The organism is Nocardia sp. NPDC020380 (genome assembly GCF_044386975.1).
In the GTDB taxonomy this organism is placed as follows: Bacteria; Actinomycetota; Actinomycetes; order Mycobacteriales; family Mycobacteriaceae; genus Nocardia.
The window spans coordinates 44,537-65,274 of the sequence record NZ_JBIRVQ010000021.1; the positions used below are offsets into that span (position 1 = coordinate 44,537).

Here is a 20,738-nt window from a genome sequence, read left to right on the forward strand (position 1 = left end):
TCACGAGATGCCCAATTCCTTGTCGATGAGGTCGAAGAGTTCGTCATTGCTGGCGGACTCGATGACCTGTTCGGGTTGTGCGCCAGCGGATTCCGCGCCGAGCGCTTCGACCCGCGCGAGAGCACGGCGCAATCGGGTGGCCAGTTCGGCGGGCAGAGCCGACTCGCCTTGCGGGAGCAAGGCATCCAGCTGGGCCTCGAGCCTGCTCAGTTCGGTGAGCAGCGGCGGGACCGCCGGCGTGGCCGGGGCGGACGCGGTGACCTTGCCGAGCAGGAACTGAGTCAGCGCCTCCGGGGTGGGATGGTCGAACACGAGCGCCGCCGGTAGCCGTACCCCGACCGCATTCGCCAGTCGATTACGCAGTTCCACACCGGTCAGCGAGTCGAAGCCGAGATCCTTGAACGGGCGCGCCGGGTGAATCTCCTCGGCCGACGCGTGGGCCAGCACGGCCGCGGCATTGCCGCGCACGACATCGAGGAGGATCCGGTGGGCCTCGACCGGGGCGAGGCTTGCCAGCCGGTCGGCCAAGCCCGCGGCCGTCGTCCCGGCATCGTCGCGGACCCGGCGCAGGGTCTGCCGGGGTGCGCGGACCAGGCCACTGAGCAGGGGCGGGACTCCAGTTCCGGCGGCAAGGCGGGAGCGATCGAGCCGGGCGGCGAACACGTACGGATGCACCGAACTGCAGGCCACGTCGAAGAGTACGAGTCCCTCGGCCGAGGTCAGCGCGCCAATTCCCGAGCGGGACATGCGCTTTTCCTCGGTACCGGCCACGGTGGCGGTCAGCTCGCTCCGTTCTTTCCACAGACCCCAGCCGATCGAGACGCCCGGCAGGCCTTGCGCGCGTCGCTCGGCTGCGAGGGCGTCCAGTGCGGCATTGGCGGCGGCATAGTTCGCCTGGCCCGCACCGCCGAGCAGGGCAGCCCCGGAGGAGAACAGGACGAACGCCGCGAGATCGATGTCCCGGGTCAACTCGTGCAGGGCGAAGGCGGCATCCACCTTCGGGCGCCATACCCATTCCACCTGTTCCGGAGTGAGCGCGCCGACGACACCGTCGTCGAGGGCACCCGCGGCGTGGACGACCGCCGTGAGGCGATGGTCCGCCGGAATGGCGTCCAGTACGGCCGCGAGGGCACGGCGATCGGTGACATCGCAGGCGAGAATCGTGGCTTCGGTGCCGAGTTCGGCGAGTTCAGCAATGAACTCGATCGCATCCGGCGCCTCCGGGCCGCGCCGACTGATCAGGATCTGCTGCCGCACACCGTATTCGGATGCCAGGTGCCGGGCGACGAGTCGGCCGAGCGTACCGGTTCCGCCGGTGATCAGCACGGTGCCCGACGGATCGATCGGTGTGGGCACCATCAGTACGTTCTTGCCGATGTGCCGCGCCTTGCTCAGGTGCCGGAAGGCCGCCGGCGCCTGCCGGACATCCCAGCAGGTGAGGGGCAAGGGCGTGAGCACGCCCTGCTCGAACAGCGCCAGCACCTCGGTAAGCATCTCGCCGATGCGCTGCGGACCCGCCTGCACCAAGTCGAAGGCCCGGTACCGCACGCCCGGGTATCGGCTCGCGACCTCCGCGGAGTCACGGACGTCGGTCTTGCCCATCTCCACGAAGGCGCCACCGCGAGGCAGCAGGCCGAGTGAGGCGTCGACGAATTCCCGTGCCAGGCAGTCGAGTACGACATCCATACCACGGCCGCCGGTCGCATCCAGGAAACGTTCCGCGAACTCCAGCGTCCGTGTGGACGCCATGTGTGCGTCATCGAATCCAGTGGTGCGCAGGACATCCCATTTCCCGGGGCTAGCCGTGCCGAAGACCTCCGCACCGGCATGTCGGGCGAGCTGCACCGCGGCCATACCGACACCGCCGGTGGCGGCATGCACCAGCACGGACTGCCCGCGACGGAGACCTCCCAGATCGAACAGGCCGTAGTAGGCGGTGAGGAACGCGATCGGCGCGGACGCCGCCTGCGCGAACGACCAGCCCGCGGGAATTCGAGCGACAGTCGCGCGCTCGGCGACGACAACCGGGCCGAACGCCCCACCGAAAACACCCATCACGCGGTCGCCGGGCACCAAATCGGTCACCCCGGGCCCGGTTTCGAGGACTGTGCCCGCACCTTCGCTACCGACGGTGGGCTGGTCGGGGTCGAGGCCCAGGGAGACGACGACATCGTGGAAGTTGAGCCCGGCGGCACGCACGGCAATGCGTACCTGTCCCGGCTGCAGCGGAACGAGGGCATCGGATGCAGGCAGCAGCGCCAACCCGTCGACCGCGGTATCGTCCGCGATCCCCAATCGCCAGGCCGGTTCGTCCGGCGCAGTGAGTACATCGCGGGCATCGGCGGTCAGCCGCGGCACGAGCAATTCGCCACCGCGAACCGCGTATTGACTCTCCGCGGCCCCCGCGGTGGACAGCGCTGTCACCAGTACGTTCACCGATGCCGGATGCGCGTCGATGTCCGCGAGCACGAATCGTCCGGGATGTTCGATCTGCGCGGTACGCAGCAGGCCCCACACACCGGATTCCGCCCAGTTCGCGTCGCGGTCCCCCGGCCCGGTCCGAATCGCACCCCGCGTGATGACCACCAGAGTCGACTCCGCGAACCGCTCGTCCGCCAGCCAGCCTTGAACCAGCGCAAGCGCACGAACAGTGTTGGCCTGCAGCGCATCCTGCGACTGGTCGTCGCTGCCACTCGGAACGTTCGCCAGCACGAAGGCAGGAATCGCGCCCCCGCCCGTGCTCAACGCCGCGAGGTCCGGCCAAGCCGTCGCAGCGGGCAGCAGCGCATGCGTACCATCGCCGAGCACCGCACAATGACTCACGCCCGCCGGATCACCGAACTCTGACGTGGATTCGCCAGGTTCAAGCGCGGAATCGCCTAGGCCGAGCGCTGATTCACCTGGCACCGACGCGGATTCGCCAAGGCGTGCCGTGAACTCGCCAGAGCCGAGCGCTGACTGACTCGGCGCCAATGCGGATTCACTAGAGCGAGGTACGAATTCGTCCGCGCCGAAGGCCGATTCGCCGGAGCCGGGCGCAAGTATCCACTCCACGTGGAGCAATCCACCTGCGGCCGAGGTGGCAGCGCGTAGACCGCCGGCGGGCATCGGGCGCAGCGCCAAGGAGTCGACGGTCAGGACCGTTCGGCCGCTCAGATCGCGGGCCTCGAGCGAAACTTCCTCTGCGCCGTGGGCGGTGATGCGCACTCGGAGTGTGGACGCACCCGCAGCGCGGGCTGTCACGCCGGTCCATGAGAACGGAAGACGGGCAACGTCATCGCGGCCGGGTAGCAGTGCGGAGGCTTGCAGGGCCGCGTCCAACAGAGCCGGGTGCAGGAGGTAGCCGTCGCCGTCGCGCTGCTGAGGCAGGGCGATCTCGGCGAAGACCTCACCGTCACGGTGCCAGGCTGCACGCACGCCACGGAAGGTCGGTCCGTAGTGATATCCGACGGTGGTGAAACGGTCGTAAAGCTCAGAGGTATCGAGCGGTTCGGCTTCGGCGGGTGGCCAGGCCACGATGCTGTCGTCCGGATCATTGTCGTACGGGGCGAGCGTGCCGGTGGCGTAGGCCGTCCACTCCGGCTCGGCATCCCAGCCGTTCGTGGCCGTGCCCTGGTCGGGTCGCCCGTGCACGCTGAAAAGGCGATGCCCGTCGGGTCCGGCCGGACCGACTCGTACCTGCAGGCGCATTGCGCAGCGCTCGGGCACAGTGAGCGGGGTCTGCAGCGTGAGCTCGTCGATCAGGCCGCAACCCACCTCGTCGGCGGCGCGGAGCGCCAGTTCGAGGAAGGCGGTACCGGGGAGCAGGGTGACTCCCGATACCGCATGTTCGGCCAGCCAGGGAGTCGTCGTACGGGACAGCAGGCCGGTGAACAGTTGTTCGTCGGAGTCGGCGAGGTCCACGGCGGCGCCGAGCAGCGGATGGCCAGTGGCGGCCAGTCCCGCGGCAGCTACATCGGCCGGGCCGGTGGCGGCGTCGAGCCAGTATCGGGTGCGCTCGAACGGATAAGTGGGCAGTTCGACCTGGTTGGCATTGGGGTACAAGGCGTTCCAGTCGAGATCGACGCCGCCCGCATGTGCTTCACCGAGAGAGAGCAGTAGCCGATCGAGGCCGCCCTCACCGCGACGCAGCGTGCCCGTCACCACGGCGGAGGGTATGGAATCCGCCAGCGTCTCACCGATCCCGGTCGTGAGCACCGGATGCGGGCTGATCTCCAGGAAGGTGGTGTGGCCGGTGTCCGCGAGCGCGCGGACGGCCGGTTCGAACCCGACCGTGCCGCGCAGATTGCGGAACCAGTATTCGGCGGAGAGTTCGGTGCCGGTCAGCCAGGTGGCGTCGAGTGTGGAATACATTGGCACCCGGCAGCTTCCGGGCCGGATGCCCTCGAGTGCCGTGATCAGCTCGTCCCGGATCGCGTCGACGTGCACCGAATGCGAGGCGTAATCGACCTCGATGCGGCGTGCACGGACCCCGTCGCGCTCGCAGGCGGCCAGCAGCTCGTCGACCGCGCCCGGATCACCGGCCACCACGGTCGAGGTGGGACCGTTTACCGCGGCGACGGATAGGCCCTCGCCGTTGGTCTCCAATAGGATTCGTACCTCATCAGCGGGCAGCGATACGGACGCCATCGCGCCGTTGCCGGCGATCGCGCGCAGCAACCGGCTGCGCAGAGCGACAACCTTCGCGCCATCCTCGAGTGACAGGGCACCCGCCACCACGGCTGCGGCGATCTCACCTTGGGAGTGACCGAGGACGGCATCCGGCTCCACGCCGTACCCGCGCCAGGTCGCCGCGAGCGAGACCATGACGGCGAACAGCGCCGGCTGGACCAAGTCCACCTGTTCCAGCGCGGTCGGATCCCGGAGAATCTCCACCAGAGCGCAGTCGATGTATTGCGCGAGAGCACGTTCACACGCCGCCATCGACTCCGCGAAAACCGCACTGGCGTCGAGCAATTCGAGCGCCATACCCGCCCATTGCGCGCCCTGACCGGGGAAGACGAAGACCGTGCGGCCGACATCCCCACCGGTGCCTGCCACGACGCTAGCGGCGGGCGTGTCCGCCGCGAGTGCCCGCAATCCGGTACTCAACTCCGCACGGTCGCCGACCACGATCGCACGGTGCGGATGCCGGGTGCGCGTGACGGCGAGGGACAATCCGACATCGGCGCTAGCCAATTCGGGCCGCGCGTCGATGTGCTGCAGCAGCTGCTCGGCCTGGGCCCGCAGTGCCGCAGCCGACCGGGCGGACAACACCCAAGCGACCGGCGGCTCACCGGGCAATGCAGGGTGAGTTTCAGAATCGATTGCCGTTGCGGATCGCCCGTTGGACGCGACCAGAGCAGAACTGCTTCCTGCCGTGGATCGCTCACCAACATGCGCCGGGCGATCTCCGTCGGCCCGCACCGGTTCCGCGAGTTCGGGCGCCTGCTCGAGTACTACGTGCGCGTTCGTTCCGCTCACGCCAAACGCCGAGACGGCGCCGCGGCGCGGGCGTCCCGTCTCCGGCCACTCCTGCGATTCCGACAGCAGCTGCACCGCGCCGGTGGACCAATCCACCTGGGAGGACGGCTGATCCACGTGCAAGGTCGCCGGAAGTACGCCGTGCCGCAGCGCCTGCACCATCTTGATGACGCCGCCGACACCGGCTGCCGCGGAGGTGTGGCCGATATTCGACTTCAACGAACCCAGCCACAACGGCGCACGATCGCCACGATCCTGGCCGTAGGTAGCCAGCAGGGCCTGCGCCTCGATCGGATCACCGAGCTTGGTGCCCGTTCCGTGGCCTTCGACCACGTCGACATCCGCGGTGGTCAACCGGGCATCGGCCAGCGCCGCCTGGATCACCCGCTGTTGCGCGGGCCCGTTCGGGGCGGTCAGACCGTTGGATGCACCGTCCTGGTTGACCGCCGAGCCGCGTACCACGGCCAATACTCGATGCCCGCTGGCAACCGCGTCCGAAAGGCGTTCCAGCAGCAGCACACCCACGCCTTCACCGAAGCCGGTGCCGTCTGCCGCGTCGGCGAACGCCTTGCAGCGACCGTCAGGGGCGAGCCCACGCTGGCGACTGAAGACCACGAACAGCTCGGGGCTGTTCATCACCGTGACGCCGCCCGCCAACGCCATATCGCACTCCCCTGCCCGCAGGGACCGCACCGCGAGGTGCAGCGACACCAGCGACGACGAGCAGGCGGTATCCACTGTCACCGCGGGCCCTTCGAGCCCGAGCACGTAGGAGACGCGGCCGGAGGCGACGCTCGCGGAGTTGCCGGAGCCGAGGAATCCTTCCACCTCCTCCGGCACGTTCCCGATCAAGCGCACGGCGTAGTCGTGATGCATGACGCCGGTGAACACACCAGTTCGGCTGCCCTGCAAGGTCGCCGGATCGATACCTGCGCGTTCGAGCACCTCCCACGAGGTCTCCAGCAGCAGCCGCTGCTGCGGGTCCATGGCGAGCGCCTCACGCGGTGAGATTCCGAAGAACCCGGCGTCGAATTCGGCTGCGTCGTAGAGGAATCCGCCTTCCTTCACATACGAGGTGCCGTGCCGCTCGGTTTCGGTGTCGGGATCGAAGAGGCTGTCGACATCCCAGCCGCGGTCGGCAGGAAAGTGGGAGATCGCGTCGGTGGCGGAGGCGACCAAGTCCCACAGGGCTTCCGGGGAATTCGCGCCGCCGGGGAATCGGCAACCCATGGCGACGATCGCAATCGGCTCGTCGGCAACACCACTACGTACGGCAGGCGCAGCCTGCGTCGGGCGGGTCTCACCGGCCAGCCGGGTGTCGAGGTGGTCGGCCAAGGCGGCCGGGTTGGGATGGTCGAAGACCAGGGTGGCCGGCAGTCGCAGTCCGGTCGCGAGGTTCAGCCGGTTGCGCAGATCCACTGCCGCAAGGGAGTCGAAGCCCAGATCCCGGAACGCACGGCCGGGTTCCACGGCCTCAGCGGCGGCATGCCCGAGCACTGCAGCAACCTGAGCGCGGACCAGTTCGCGCAATTCCCTGCGACGTTCGGCCGCAGGCAGCGCGGTCAGGCGACCGGACGGTGTGCCGGCGCCATCACCAGCGAGTGACGCCGCTGCGGCCCGGCGAGCGGCCGGACGGACGAGGCCGTGTAGCAGTCGAGGTACCGGATCGGTAGCGGCGCGAGCCCGCAGGGCCGCGAGGTCGAGCGGCATGGCAACCAGGAACGGATCTCCTGCACCAATAGCGGCATCGAAGAGATCGAGCCCCTGTCCATCGGTCAGCGCGGGCATTCCGGACCGTGCGATTCGGCGCGCGTCGGCCTCGTCGAGATGACCGGTCATAGCACTGCGTTGTTCCCACAGCGTCCAGGCAATCGACTGCCCGGCCAGGCCGTTGGCGCGGCGATGCTGGGCCAGCGCGTCCAGGAAGGCATTCGCGGCCGCATAGTTGCCCTGCCCCGGACCACCGAAAACGCCTGCAGCAGAGGAGAAAAGCACGAACGCCCGCAGATCCATACCGGCCGTGAGGCGGTGCAGATGCAGCGCGGCATCCACCTTGGGACACAACACCGCATCGATGCGATCGGGAGTCAGCGCGGCGAGCACGCCATCATCGAGGACACCTGCGGCATGCACCACCACGGTCAGCGGATGCTCGGCAGGAATGTCGCTGAGCAGCTGCCGAAGCGCCTCACCATCGGCAACATCGCAAGCCACAACGGCGCATTCGGCGCCGAGCGCAGCAAGCTCCTCGACAAGTTCGGCCGCACCGGCCGCCGCAGGACCAGCCCGCCCTGCCAGGACGAGCCGTCGCGCCCCGGAAGCAACCAGGTGGCGGGCAATCCGAGAGCCGATCAGACCGGTACCACCGGTGATGAGGACCGTGCCGTCCGAATCAGCGAAGGGCGCAAGGTGCGCCGCGACGGCGACAGGCTCGGAGTTCTCGGCGACGGTGGCTCGCACCAGCCGTGGGATCCGTGCTTCGCCATCCCGCACCGCCACCTGATCCTCTTCGTTTGCGGCCAGAAATGCTGCAAGAGAGGTGATGTCGCTGAAGTCGTCGACATCGGCGAGGATGAATCGCCCCGGATGCTCCGACTGCGCCGTGCGGATCAGCCCCCAAACCGCAGCCTGCGGGAGATCGCTGATGTCCTCATCCGCCGTTACCGCAACCGCCCCGCGGGTGAGGATGATCAGGCGCGCATCGGTGAACCGCTCCTCGGCGATCCAGTCCTGAACGAGCGCGGTGGCAGCGTGTACAGCACGGTGGGTGGCAGCAGCGGCGGCATCCGAATCCGCAGACGTGGAAGTGAGATTCGCGAGCGCAGCGGCGGTCATCGGCGCGACAACTAGATCAGGCGCGGCGTCCCCTGCGATGACAGCGGCACGCAGTGCGGCGAAGTCCGAGTAGCGGTCGGTGCCGAGCACGATCGGCTCGGCGATGCCCGAGGGGCGGTCGGTGATCCGAGCGGGGATCCAGTCCAGGTGGAACAGCGATTCGTGGCGGATCGCCTGTTGCGGTGCTTCGGATACCGGTCGTAGGAGCAGGGCGTCGATGGAGATCACCGGTTGTCCGGCGGTATCCCAGGCCTGTAGCGAGACGGCGTTCTCTCCCGCCGGGGCTACCTTGGCCCGCAGGACAGTTGCGCCGTGGGCGTGCAGGGCGGACCCGGTCCAGGCGAAGGGCATGCGGCCCGTTTCGTCGCCGGACAATCCCGTCACGTGCAGTACGGCATCTAGCAAAGCCGGGTGTAGTCCGAAAAGTGCTGCTTCGGAGTGCGTTTCGGGTGACAGGACGGCCTCGGCGTAGATGTCCTCGCCGAGACGCCAGGCGGCACGCAGCCCCTGGAACACGGGCCCGTAGACGAATCGGCCTGCGGCGAAACGTTCGTAGAGTCCGTTCAGGTCGATCGGCGTCGCGCCCACCGGCGGCCAGGCAGCGGACGGCGGCAATGTGGACAGCTCGTCGGACAGGGCACCGCGCGCGTGGCGGGTCCACGGGTCCTCCGGTGCGGCGTCGGCGGGCCGGGCGTAGATGCTGATCGGACGCAGACCGTCGGTTTCGGGTGCGCCGACGGTCACCTGCACGTCGACGGAGTTGGCGGACAAGGCAAGGGGCGCTTCCAGAGTCAGCTCTTCCACGCGGCGCAAGCCGAGCTGGTCGGCGGCGCGGGCGGCGAGTTCAAGGAAGGCGGTGCCCGGCAGGAGCGCGGTGCCGAGCACCGAATGCTCGCCGAGCCACGGATGGGTGCGCGTGGACAGACGGCCGGTCAGGACGAGCGCGTCGCCGTCGGCGAGAGTAACGACCGCACCCAGCAGTGGATGTCCAGCGGCAGCGAGGCCCGCGGCGGTGACGTCACCGGTTGCGGGGCCGGTGTCCTCGAGCCAATACCGCTGTCGTTGAAAGGGGTAGGTGGGCAGGTCGGTGTGGGTCGCAGGCAAGTGTGCAAACGTGGGCCGCCAGTTCACGGGGATGCCGGCGGTCCACAGTTCGGCCGCCGACGTGCGGAAGCGGGCGATGCCGCCCTCGTCGCGACGGAGTGTGCCGGAGACCAGAGCATCCCGCTCGGCGGCACGCGCAGTCTCCTCGACCGCGATGGTGAGCACCGGATGCGGGCTGACCTCAACGAAGGCGCGTAGCCCAGCATCCAGTGCGGCGGAGACGGCCTGACCCAGTTCGACGGTCTGTCGCAGATTGCGATACCAGTAGCCGGCGTCGAGGGTTCGGGTGTCGAGGGTCGTGCCGGTCACCGTCGAGTAGAAGGGCACTTCGGCTGGGCGCGGGGTGATCTCGGCCAGCAGAGTCAGCAGTTCGTCACGGAGTTGCTCGATGTGGGCGCTGTGTGAGGCGTAGTCGACCTCGATGCGTCGAGCGCGCAGTTCCTGAGCCTCTGCGTGAGTGAGGAATTCGTCGATGGCCGCGATCTCCCCGGAGATCACCACCGAGGCCGGGCCATTGACTGCCGCAATCGAGAGCCGCTCGCCCCACGGGGCCAGTTCCGCCCGCACACGCTCGGCCGGGAGTTGCACGGAGGCCATTCCGCCCGCACCGGCGATCGCGCGCAGCGCACGGCTGCGCAATGCCACCACTTTCGCGCCGTCTTCCAGCGACAGCCCGCCCGCCACCACGGCAGCAGCGATCTCGCCCTGCGAATGCCCCACGACCGCAGCGGGTTCCACCCCGAACAAGCGCCACAACGCAGCCAGCGACACCATCACCGAGAACAGCACCGGCTGAACGACATCCACCCGATCCCACACCGCACCCGTGCGCACGAGCTCGAGTAGTGACCAGTCCGTGTACGGCGCCAGCGCGGCCTCGCACTCGGCCATCCGCTCGGCGAATACCGGTGATTCGTCCAGCAGTTCCCGGGCCATCCCGGTCCACTGCGAACCCTGTCCGGGGAACAGGAAAACCACACGGCTGGTGCGGATTTCACCGCCGCGAACCACGGTGGGCGACGACAGTCCGTCTACCAGCGCCGTCAGGTCGGCAGTCAGTCCCGCCCGATCTCCGGCCGTCAGCACGGCCCGATGATCGAAAACGGTCCGGCCGGCCAGTGCCCGGCCGATCCCGTCGAGGTCGAGATCCGAATGTTCGGCGAGGTGGTTGCGCAGCCGCTCGGCCTGGGCGCGTAGGCCCGCGCGGTCACGAGCGGAGAGCAGCCACGGTACGGCGGCCGAGGTGGAGTCGGACACGGCAGGTGGTTCGTCCCGGTCGGCAGTGTTGGACTCGGCCTCGGCCTGCTCGAGGATGACGTGCCCGTTGGTGCCGCTGATTCCGAAGGAGGACACGGCAGCTCGACGCGGATGATCCGTCTCGGGCCACGGTGTCGGCTCGGTGACCAGCCGGACGGTGCCTGCGGACCAGTCCACCTGAGTGGTGGGACGGGCTGCGTGCAGGGTGGGCGGCACGGTGCCGTGGTGCATGGCCATGACCATCTTGATGACGCCGCCGACGCCAGCAGCGGCTTGGGTGTGGCCGATATTGGACTTCAGCGAGCCGACCAGCAGGGGCTGGTTGCGGTCGCGGTCCTTGCCGTAGGTGGCCAGCAGGGCTTGCGCTTCGATGGGGTCGCCGAGTGCGGTGCCGGTGCCATGTGCCTCGACGACGTCGACTGCGTCGGTGCGTAGTTGGGCGTCGGCGAGCGCGCGGCGGATGACGCGTTGCTGGGCGGGCCCGTTGGGGGCGGTGAGCCGACTGCTGGCGCCGTCCTGGTTGACGGCACTGCCACGGACCACGGCGAGGATCGGGTGCCCGTTGCGGCGCGCGTCCGAAAGGCGTTCCAGCAGGAGCATTCCCACGCCTTCACCCCAGCCCGTGCCGTCGGCTTCGTCGGCGAAGGATTTGCAGCGTCCGTCTCCGGCGAGGCCACCTTGCCGGCTCATTTCGGTGAAGGGCACCGGTGTCGACATCACCATGGCGCCACCGGCGAGGGCCAGTCCGCATTCGCGGCGGCGCAGTGCGTGTGCCGCCAGGTGGATGGCGATCAGCGAAGAGGAGCAAGCGGTGTCGACGGTGATCGCCGGTCCTTCGAGACCGAAGGTGTAGGAGATGCGGCCGGAGGCAACACTGTCGGATTGACCATTGCCGAGGTAGCCCTGCACATCCTCGGGCACCCGGTTCAGCCGCAATGCGTAGTCCTGGTACATGACGCCCGCGTAGACTCCGGTGTCGCTGCCGCGCACCGTGTTCGGGTCGATGCCGGCGCGTTCGAACGCTTCCCAGGTCGTTTCCAGCAGCAGTCGCTGCTGCGGATCCATGGCCAGCGCTTCACGCGGGGAGATGTTGAAGAACTCCGGTTCGAAGTCGGCGGCCTTGTCGAGGAAGCCGCCTTCCGCGGCGTAGGTGCTGCCGGGTCGCTGGCGGGTGGGGTCGTACAGGGTTGCCAGGTCCCAGCCGCGGTCGCCCGGGAATCCGGCGATGGCGTCCGTTCCGGATTCGACCATCTGCCAGAGCTTTTCGGGTGTGTCGACGCCGCCCGGGTAGCGGCAGCTCATGCCGATGATGGCGATGGGTTCGCGGCCTCGGGCCTCGACCTCGGTGAGGCGATTCCGGGTGTGGTGCAGGTCTGCCGCCACCCGCTTGAGGTAGTCGCGGAGCTTGTCATCAGTCACGGATATCGTCACCTTCGTAGATCGAGGACGGGAGCTGAGTGCTCTCCCCCATCCCGAGTTCGTTGTCGATGAAGTCGAAGAGTTCGTCGTCGGTCGCGCGATCCATGCGCGCCCCGAGACCGGGATCGGCGTTGGCGCGCAAGGTGTTCAGCAGGATCTGCAAGCGGTCCAGCAGCTGCGGATCGGCGGCGCCACCCTGGAAGGCCTGCTCGAGTTGTTCGAGTTCGGCCAGGCCGCCTGTGACCGGTTCGGTGTCGTCCGGTGCCAGTTCGGCGGCGAGGTGTTTCGCGACGCCCGCCGAGGTGGGGTAGTCGAACAGCAGGGTGGCGGGCAGGCGCAGGCCGGTCGCGGCATTGAGCCGGTTGCGCAGTTCCACGGCGGTGAGCGAGTCGAACCCGATCTCCAACAGGCCGCGATCGTCGTCCACCGCGTCCGGGTCGCCGAAGCCGAGGACGGTGGCCGCCTGGAGCCGGACCAGGTCCAGCAGAATGCGTTCGCGCTCAGCTGTATTCCGGCCCTGCAGCCGCTGCACGATGGATTCGGTGGCGGCGGCGCCGGCAACTCGCCGCGTCCGTGGGCGGATCAGGCCGCGCAGCATGGGCGGGTAGCCGGCCGTCGCGGTCGCTTCCAGGTCGAGACGCAGTGGCAGCGCGGCAGGTTCGTCGGCGGCGACGGCCAGGTCGAACAGATCGACGCCGTCCTCGGGGGTGAAGGCGAGGATGCCACCGCGTGCGATGCGGCGCAGATCGGCTTCGTCGAGCGAGCCGCTCATGCCGCCTTCGGTGGTCCACAGGCCCCAATCGAGGGCTGCCGCTGGCACGCCCTGCGCCCGCCTGCGATGTGCGAGTGCATCGAGGAACGCATTGGCCGCGGCGTAGTTGGCCTGGCCCATCCCACCGAAGACACCGGCGATGGACGAGAACATCACGAACGCCGAGAGTTCCATTCCGGCGGTCAGCTCGTGCAGATGCAGGGCCGCATCCGCCTTGGGGCGCAAGACTTCTCGCAACCGCTGCGGGGTCAGGGCGCCGATCACACCGTCGGCGAGCACACCGGCGGCATGCACTACCGCGGTGAGCGGATGCGCCGCGGGAATCCCCGCGAGCAGCTCGGCGACCCGATCCCGTTCGGCGACATCGCAAGCGACGATCTGGGTATCCGCACCGAGCGCGCTCAACTCGTCCCGCAGCTCAGCCGCGCCGTCTGCGGCGAGTCCACGTCGGCCGGTCAAAACCAGCCGCCGCACACCGTGCTCGGACACGAGGTGGCGCGCGATGTGCCGCCCGATCGCACCGGTACCACCGGTGATCAGGACGGTCCCGCCGCGCTCCCACACGGGCTCCGCGGGCGCATCGGCACGCGGAACCCGGGCCAGCCGAGCCTGATGTGCCACACCGGAACGCACGGCCAGCTGCGGCTCGCCGGAAGCTACCGCTGCCGGAAGCGCGGCTAGAGAGCCGGTCTCGCCGTCCAGATCCGCGATCACGAACTGGCCGGGATGCTCTGTCTGCGCGGTACGCACGAGCCCCCAGACCGCGGCATGGGCCAAGTCCGGCACATCGGCGTCCGGTCGCACGGCGACTCCACCGCGCGTCACCACCAGCAGGGTCGCACCCCGGAACCGCTCGTCCGCGAGCCAGGTTTGGACCAGCGCGAGCGCGTACTCGCTCGCTGCTCGAACTGCCGCCACCTCATCCCGCGGCGCCGGCTCTGACGAAATCTCCGCCCTCACAGACGGATCGCCCTTCCCTGGTGCGGCCGGATCATCGGTCAGTGAGGCCGGAGCGGACGGGATCGGAGCTACCACCACTGCGGGCAGGTCGCCGGTCAGCAGCTCGGCGAGATCGGTCACACCGCGTGTGACGCCTGCCGCGGTCCACTGTGCGGACTCCTCGCCGAGGACGACCCAGTCGCCCGCCGCAGCAGGCGTTTTCGTCGGCAGAGCAGACCATTCGACACGGAAGAGTTCCTCGTGTCCGGCGGCTGGGCGGGCGGCGCCGAGCTGGTCGGCGGACACCGGGCGCAGTACCAGGGAGCGCATCGAGGCGACGGGGTCGCCTGCCGCGTCCGTTGCCAGGACCTCGACCGCGTCGCGCCCGGCGGGGCGCAATCGGATGCGCAGTGTGGAGGCGCCCGAGGCGTGCAGGCGGACGCCGTTCCAGGAGAACGGCAACCAGCTCTGTGTCGAACCTTCGAGGATGCCGAAGGTCAGTGCGTGCAGGGAGCTGTCGAGCAGGGCGGGGTGCAGGCCGTAGGCGGTCGCGTCGCCGCGATGTTGTCGCGGCAGGCTCGCTTCGGCGTAGACCTCGTCGCCGAGGCGCCAGGCGGCGCGCAGGCCTTGGAAGGCCGGTCCGTAGGCGAAGCCGCCTTGTTCGAAGCGCTCGTAGAGGTCCGTTACGTCGATCGGTTCGGCGTCTCGGGGCGGCCATTCGCCCACGACCGCGGGCTCGTTCGGTTCGGCTTCGGTGAGCAGGCCGCTGGCGTGGCGAGTCCACGGCTGTCCGGGAGCCGACGATTCGGGGCGGGAGTACACCGCGATCGATCGGCTGCCGTCCGCGCCGGGTGCGCCCACTGAAACCTGCAGGAGCACAGCGCTGTTCGGCGCGATCACCAGGGGCGATTCCAGCAACAGTTCGTCGACCTCGGTGCAGCCGGCTTCGTCGCCGGCCCGGATGGCCAGTTCGAGGAAGGCGGTGGCCGGGAACAGCGCCGAGCCCAATACGGCGTGGTCGGCCAGCCAGGGGTGACTGCGGAGGGAAAGCCTGGTGGTGCACAGGAATCCGCCGGTGTCCGGGAGTTCGACCACTCCACCCAGCAACGGGTGCCCGGCAGGACGCAGGCCCGCCGACCCGACATCGCCGGTGGCAGCGTCGGCTTCGAGCCAGTAGCGCTCGCGCTGGAAGGCGTAGGTGGGTAGGTCCACATGCGCACCCGCCGGGCCGCCGAAGAACCGTGCCCAATCGACCGGCAGCCCACGGGTATGGAGCTGCGCCAGCGCGGTTGTCGCCGAGGCAATCTCGGCACGGTCGCGCCGCAGCAGCGAAACCAGGACGTCCGGATCGACGCCGTGGTCGGCGAGGCTGTCTCGGCCCATCGCGGTCAGCGACTGGTCGGGGCCCAGCTCCAGGTACCGAATGGCGCCCTGTGCATGCAGGCACGCCATGCCGTCATGGAATCGAACAGCGTTGCGTACGTGAGTAACCCAGTAGTCGGCGGTGCGGATCTCCTCGGCACTCGCGATCCGTCCGGTCAGATTCGAGACGATCGGGATCAGCGGTGCGTGGAAGTCGACGGTTTCGGCGACCTGCCGGAAGTCGTCGAGCATCGCGTCCATGTGCGGGGAATGGAAGGCGTGACTGACAGTGAGCCGCCGCGCCTTGCCGCCCACGGACTGCCAGCGGGCCGCGATATCGAGCGCGGTGTCAGCGTCACCGGAGACGACCGTCGAGGCCGGACCGTTCACCGCCGCGATCGACACCCGATCCTCGAGCCCCGCCAACAACGGCAGCACATCGGCTTCCGAGGCGGTCAGTGCGATCATGGCGCCGCCCTCCGGCAGGGCCTGCATGAGCCGTCCACGAGCCGCGACCAGCCGGACCGCGTCCGGCAGCGACAGCACACCCGCGACATGCGCCGCGGCGAGCTCGCCCACCGAATGCCCCAGCAGCAGTGCCGGAGTCACATCCCAGTGCTCCAGCAACCGGAACAGAGCCGTCTCCAGTGCGAACAGTGCGGGCTGAGTGAAGGCGGTGGTATCGAGCAGCGCCGCCTCGGGCGATCCCGCCGCTGCGAACATCACCTCACGCAACGGCCGGTCGAGCACCGTGTCGAACTCGACGCACACCGCATCGAGCGCATCGGCGAAGACAGGTTGGGCGTGATAGAGGTCCGCCCCCATCCCGGCGCGCTGACTGCCCTGCCCAGCGAACAGGAAGGCCGTCTTCCCCGCCCCGGACCGGCCACGCAGTACACCGGGCGCGATACCGTCGTCCGCCAGTGCGCGCAAGCCCGCCAGCAGCGTCTCGCGGCTGTCGGCGACGACCGCGCCACGATGCTCGAAAGCACTGCGGTGCAACGCAAGAGCCCTGCCGATCTCGGCGGAGGCGAGCCCGGGACGGTCCTCGATGTACGCCAGCAGTCGCCCTGCTTGCGCCCGCAGGGATGCCGCGCTGCGGCCGGAGACGAGCCACAGCCCACCCCCCTCACTGCTGGGCGTCGATGTCGAGTTCGAGTCATGCTCTGCGGGGACGTGTTCCAGGATGGTGTGGGCGTTCGTGCCGCTGACACCGAAGGAGGACACGCCGGCCCGGCGTGGGTGGCCGGTCTCGGGCCAGGCGGTGTTCTCGGTCAGCACGTTCACCGCGCCGGCGGACCAGTCGACCAGCGGGGTAGGCCGGTCGACGTGCAGCGTGCCGGGTAGGACGCCGTGCCGCATGGCTTGCACCATCTTGATGACTCCGGCGATACCGGCAGCCGCCTGGGTGTGCCCGATATTGGATTTCAGTGAGCCGAGCAGCAGTGGCCGATCCGCCGGCCGGTCCTGCCCGTAGGTGGCCAGCAGCGCTTGAGCTTCGATGGGGTCGCCCAGGCGGGTGCCGGTGCCGTGCGCCTCGACAGCGTCGATCTCGGCGGCCGTGATTCCGGCGCTGGCCAGCGCCTGTGCGATGACCCGCTGCTGGGCCGGGCCGTTCGGGGCGGTGAGGCCGTTGCTGGCGCCGTCTTGATTGACGGCCGAGCCTCGGACCAGTGCCAGTACCGGGTGCCCGTTCCGTCGCGCGTCCGAGAGACGTTCCAGGACAACGACGCCTGCACCCTCGGCCCAGGCGGTGCCGTCGGCCGCGGCGGCGAATGGCTTGCATCGGCCGTCTTCAGCGAGCCCGCGCTGTCGGCTGAATTCGACGAATGACGTCGGAGTGGCCATGACTGCCACGCCACCTGCCAGGGCGAGCATGCATTCACCGCCGCGCAGTGCCTGTGCGGCAAGGTGAATGGCCACCAGCGATGAGGAGCACGCCGTGTCCACGGTGACGGCGGGCCCTTCGATTCCGAAGGTGTAGGCGATGCGACCGGAGGCGACGCTGCCGGCGCTGCCGAGGCCCAGATAGCCTTCGAGCTCTTCGGACGGCTGTCGCACGCGGGCGCCGTAGTCGTGGTAGCTGGAGCCGACGAAGACACCGGCACGGCTGCCCTTCAGTGACAGTGGATCGATCCCGGCCCGTTCGAAGGCCTCCCAGGCGATTTCGAGGAGCAGCCGCTGCTGCGGGTCGATCGCCAGCGCTTCGCGTGGGGAGATGCCGAAGAAGGTGGGGTCGAATTCGTCTGCGCGGTGCAGGAATCCGCCGTGCTGGGTGTAGGAGGTGCCGAGCCGGCCCGGATCGTCGGAGTAGAGGTCATCGAGGTCCCAGCCGCGACCGACGGGGAACGGTGAGATGGCGTCGACGCCGTCGTGGACGAGCTGCCACAGGTCCTCTGGGGTTTCGACATCGCCGGGGAAGCGGCAGCTCATCGCCACGATCGCGATGGGATCGTCCACTTCGACCGACCCGGTGGATGTCTGGCTCGCGGCAGCCGCGGTCGCGGTGGTTGTCTTGGTCGCGGTGTTGGTGGGTGCCATGGTTTCGACGCCGAGCAGTTCGCCGAGGTGGCGTACGAGTGCGGTGATCGTGGGGTGGTCGAAGACCAGGGTGACCGACAGTCGCAGCCCGGTGGTGGCCGCCAAGCGGTTACGGAGGTCGACGGCGGTCAGCGAATCGAAGCCGAGGTCACGGAATACCCGGCCGGGTTCGATGCCGTCGGCGTCGGCGTAACCGAGCGTCTCGGCGACTTCCGCGCGGACCAGCGCGATCAGTTCCTCCTCACGCTCGGCTGCGGACAGTCCGGCCAGCCGTGCCGCGAGTGAATCTCCCTCGCTGTCAGCGGTATCCGAGCCGAGGAACGGGACGGCTTCGGGCAGCTCACGCAGTACGGTGTTGGGCCGCAGGGTGACCGACGTGCGAGTGAACCGCTCCCAGTCGAAACCGGAGACGGTGAGCCGTGATTCACCCTCGGCCAGCGCCGCGCCCAGTGCGGCGAGGGCCAGGTCCGGTGCCATCGGTTGCAGGCCCGCACGGACGAGCCGATCCCCCACTGCGGCGGCGGCGCTATTGCCCGCCCACAGCCCCCAAGCCACTGAGGTGGCCGGAAGGCCAAGGGACCGGCGCTGTTCCGCGAGGGCATCGAGATAGGCGTTGGCCGCCGCATAGCTGCCCTGACCGGTACCCGGCAGTGTGGCGGCGAGTGAGGAGTAGAGGATGAACCCGTCCAGCTCCAGATCGCGGGTGAGTTCGTCGAGGTGCGCGGCCGCCTCGGCCTTGGGACGCAGCACGGCGGCGGCACGTTCCGGGGTGAGGGCGTCGAGTACGCCGTCATCCAGCACACCTGCCGCGTGCACCACAGTGCGCAGCGGTCGGTCCGCCGGAATCGAATCGAGCAGAGCGGCCAGCGCGTCACGGTCGGTGACGTCACAGGCGACGCCCTCGGCGTCCACGCCCAGTTCCGCCAGCTCGGCCACCAGTGCGGCCACACCGGGCGCGGCAGGTCCCTGCCGGCCGACGAGCAGGATGTGCCGTGCACCGGCACGCGCCAGCCACCGTGCGACATGCGCCCCGAGAGCGCCCGTACCGCCGGTGATCAGCGCGGTCCCCGAAGTGGTCCAGGTGGCGTCCGGCGCAACCGGTTCGGCCCGCACGAGGCGGCGAGCGAAAACACCGGAGGCGCGCAACGCGAGTTGGTCTTCACCGTCGAGACCGGCGAGTACACGAACCAGTCGGTCGAGCACCCGCTCGTCCCACTGCGCCGGCAGATCGATCAGACCGGCCCAGCGTTGCGGGTACTCCATGCCCGCAACGGAACCCAACCCCCAGGTCATCGCCTGGTCCTCGGCCGGCGCCGCATCGGAGCGGCCCACCCGGACCGCGCCGACGGTCGCGGCCCACATCGGTGCGCTGACACCGGCGTCGCCCAGCGCCTGCACCAGCGTCACGGTCATGGCCAGACCGGACGGCAATACCGGCGCCGACGCGTGCCCGCCGGCCGCGAGACCGAGTAGCGACAGCACCCCGGTGGGTGCGCCGGTACGGAGGCGGTCACTCAGATCGTCAGCGACAGCAGCCCGATCGGCCGAGTCGTCGAACGGCACGGTCACGACGGTGGCGCCGTGCCGCTCGAGTGCGCTCGCGCAGGCGGCCACGGCCGGGTCGGTCATCGACGAGATGGGGACTATCAGCCACCAGATGCCTTGCAGCACCGGCTTTTCCGCGCCGATCTGCAGTGGCTTCCAGATCACCCGGTACCGCCAGGTATCCAGCGTAGAACGATCGCGGCGGTCACGATGCCATGAGGAAAGGGCGGGCAGCACCGCGCTCAGCGACGCCTGCGTCTCCTCGTCGGTCATCCGCAGTGTGCTTGCCACAGTGGTGACGTCACCGGACTCGACCGCTGTCCAGAAGCCGGCGGCAACCGGATCAGCGCCGGTCGTCCCTACCTCGGCACGGTCGATAGCCGGCGCCTGCAGCCAGTAGCGGGAACGCTGGAAAGCGTAGGTCGGTAGTTCGACGCGGCTGCCGCCGGTGCCGGAAAGTACGGCATCCCAATCGATGTCGGCACCGCAGGTGTGCAGTGTGCCGAGTGAGAGCAGGAAGCGGCGCAGGCCACCGTCACCGTCGGCGAGGGTGCCGGTGACGCATCCGGCGGCCTCGGCCGTGTCGATGGCTTGCCGCAGCCATACCGACAGCACCGGATTCGGGCTGACTTCGACGAATACCGTGTGCTCGTCGCGTAGCAGCGCGTCGACGGCCGTCGAGAACAGGACCGGCTCCCTCAGGTTCCGGTACCAGTAGGCGGGGTTCAGCGCGGTGGTGTCGAGGCGCGTGCCGGTGGCCGTGGAGTAGAACGCGATCTCCGAGACCTGTGGCGTCACTCCGGTGAAGGCCGTGTCCAGTTCGGCGCGAAGCGCTTCCACCTGCGGCGAGTGTCCGGCGAAATCGACGCCCGGCAGCTCCCAGGACATGATTCCGGCGTCGGCGAGCCGCTCGCTCAGCTCCTGCAGCGAGGTGGGATCTCCCGAGACCGTCACCGAGCCGGGACCGTTCACCGCGGCCACCGATACCCGATCTGCCCACGGCTCCAGGTATTCGGTGATCGAGTCCGCCGGGACGGCCGCGAACAGCATCACGCCCTGGCCGATGAGGGGCAGCAACGCTTTGCTGCGCAGGGCGACGATGCGCGCGCCGTCTGCTAGGGACAGTCCGCCGGCCACCACCGCGGCAGCGATCTCACCCTGCGAATGACCCACCACCGCAGCAGGTTCCACACCGAAGGACCGCCACACCGCAGCCAGCGACACCATCACCGAGAACAACACCGGCTGAACAACATCCACCCGATCCAACGGACCCGACGAACGCAGCAAATCAATCAGAGACCACTCCACGAACGGCGCCAACGCCGCCTCACACTCGGCCATCCGCTTCGCGAATACCGGAGACTCGTCCAACAGCTCCCGAGCCATACCCGCCCATTGCGAGCCCTGACCCGGAAACACGAAAACGGTCCGGCCCACCGGGGCGGCCATGCCCTCGACGAGTAGATCGTCAGCGCGCCCTCCGGCCAACGCGGTCAGG

The 20,738-nt window shown here is 69.1% G+C and carries 2 protein-coding genes (1 of these 2 cut by a window edge); both read right to left on the minus strand.

Features of this window, described 5'->3' with window-relative positions; translation table 11 throughout:
• Positions 1 to 12,078 (minus strand): SDR family NAD(P)-dependent oxidoreductase, encoded by a 12,078-nt coding sequence (locus ACH438_RS41000; RefSeq protein WP_397015677.1) that lies wholly within the window; start codon positions 12,076 to 12,078, stop codon positions 1 to 3.
• Positions 12,071 to 20,738, minus strand: the 3' portion of a protein-coding gene (locus ACH438_RS41005) for a type I polyketide synthase (protein ID WP_397015679.1). Its footprint extends 6,287 nt past the window's final position; 8,668 of the gene's 14,955 nt are visible here — the last part of the coding sequence; its start codon lies beyond the right edge, outside the window; the stop codon is at positions 12,071 to 12,073. The genes ACH438_RS41000 and ACH438_RS41005 overlap by 8 nt, the downstream gene beginning before the upstream one ends.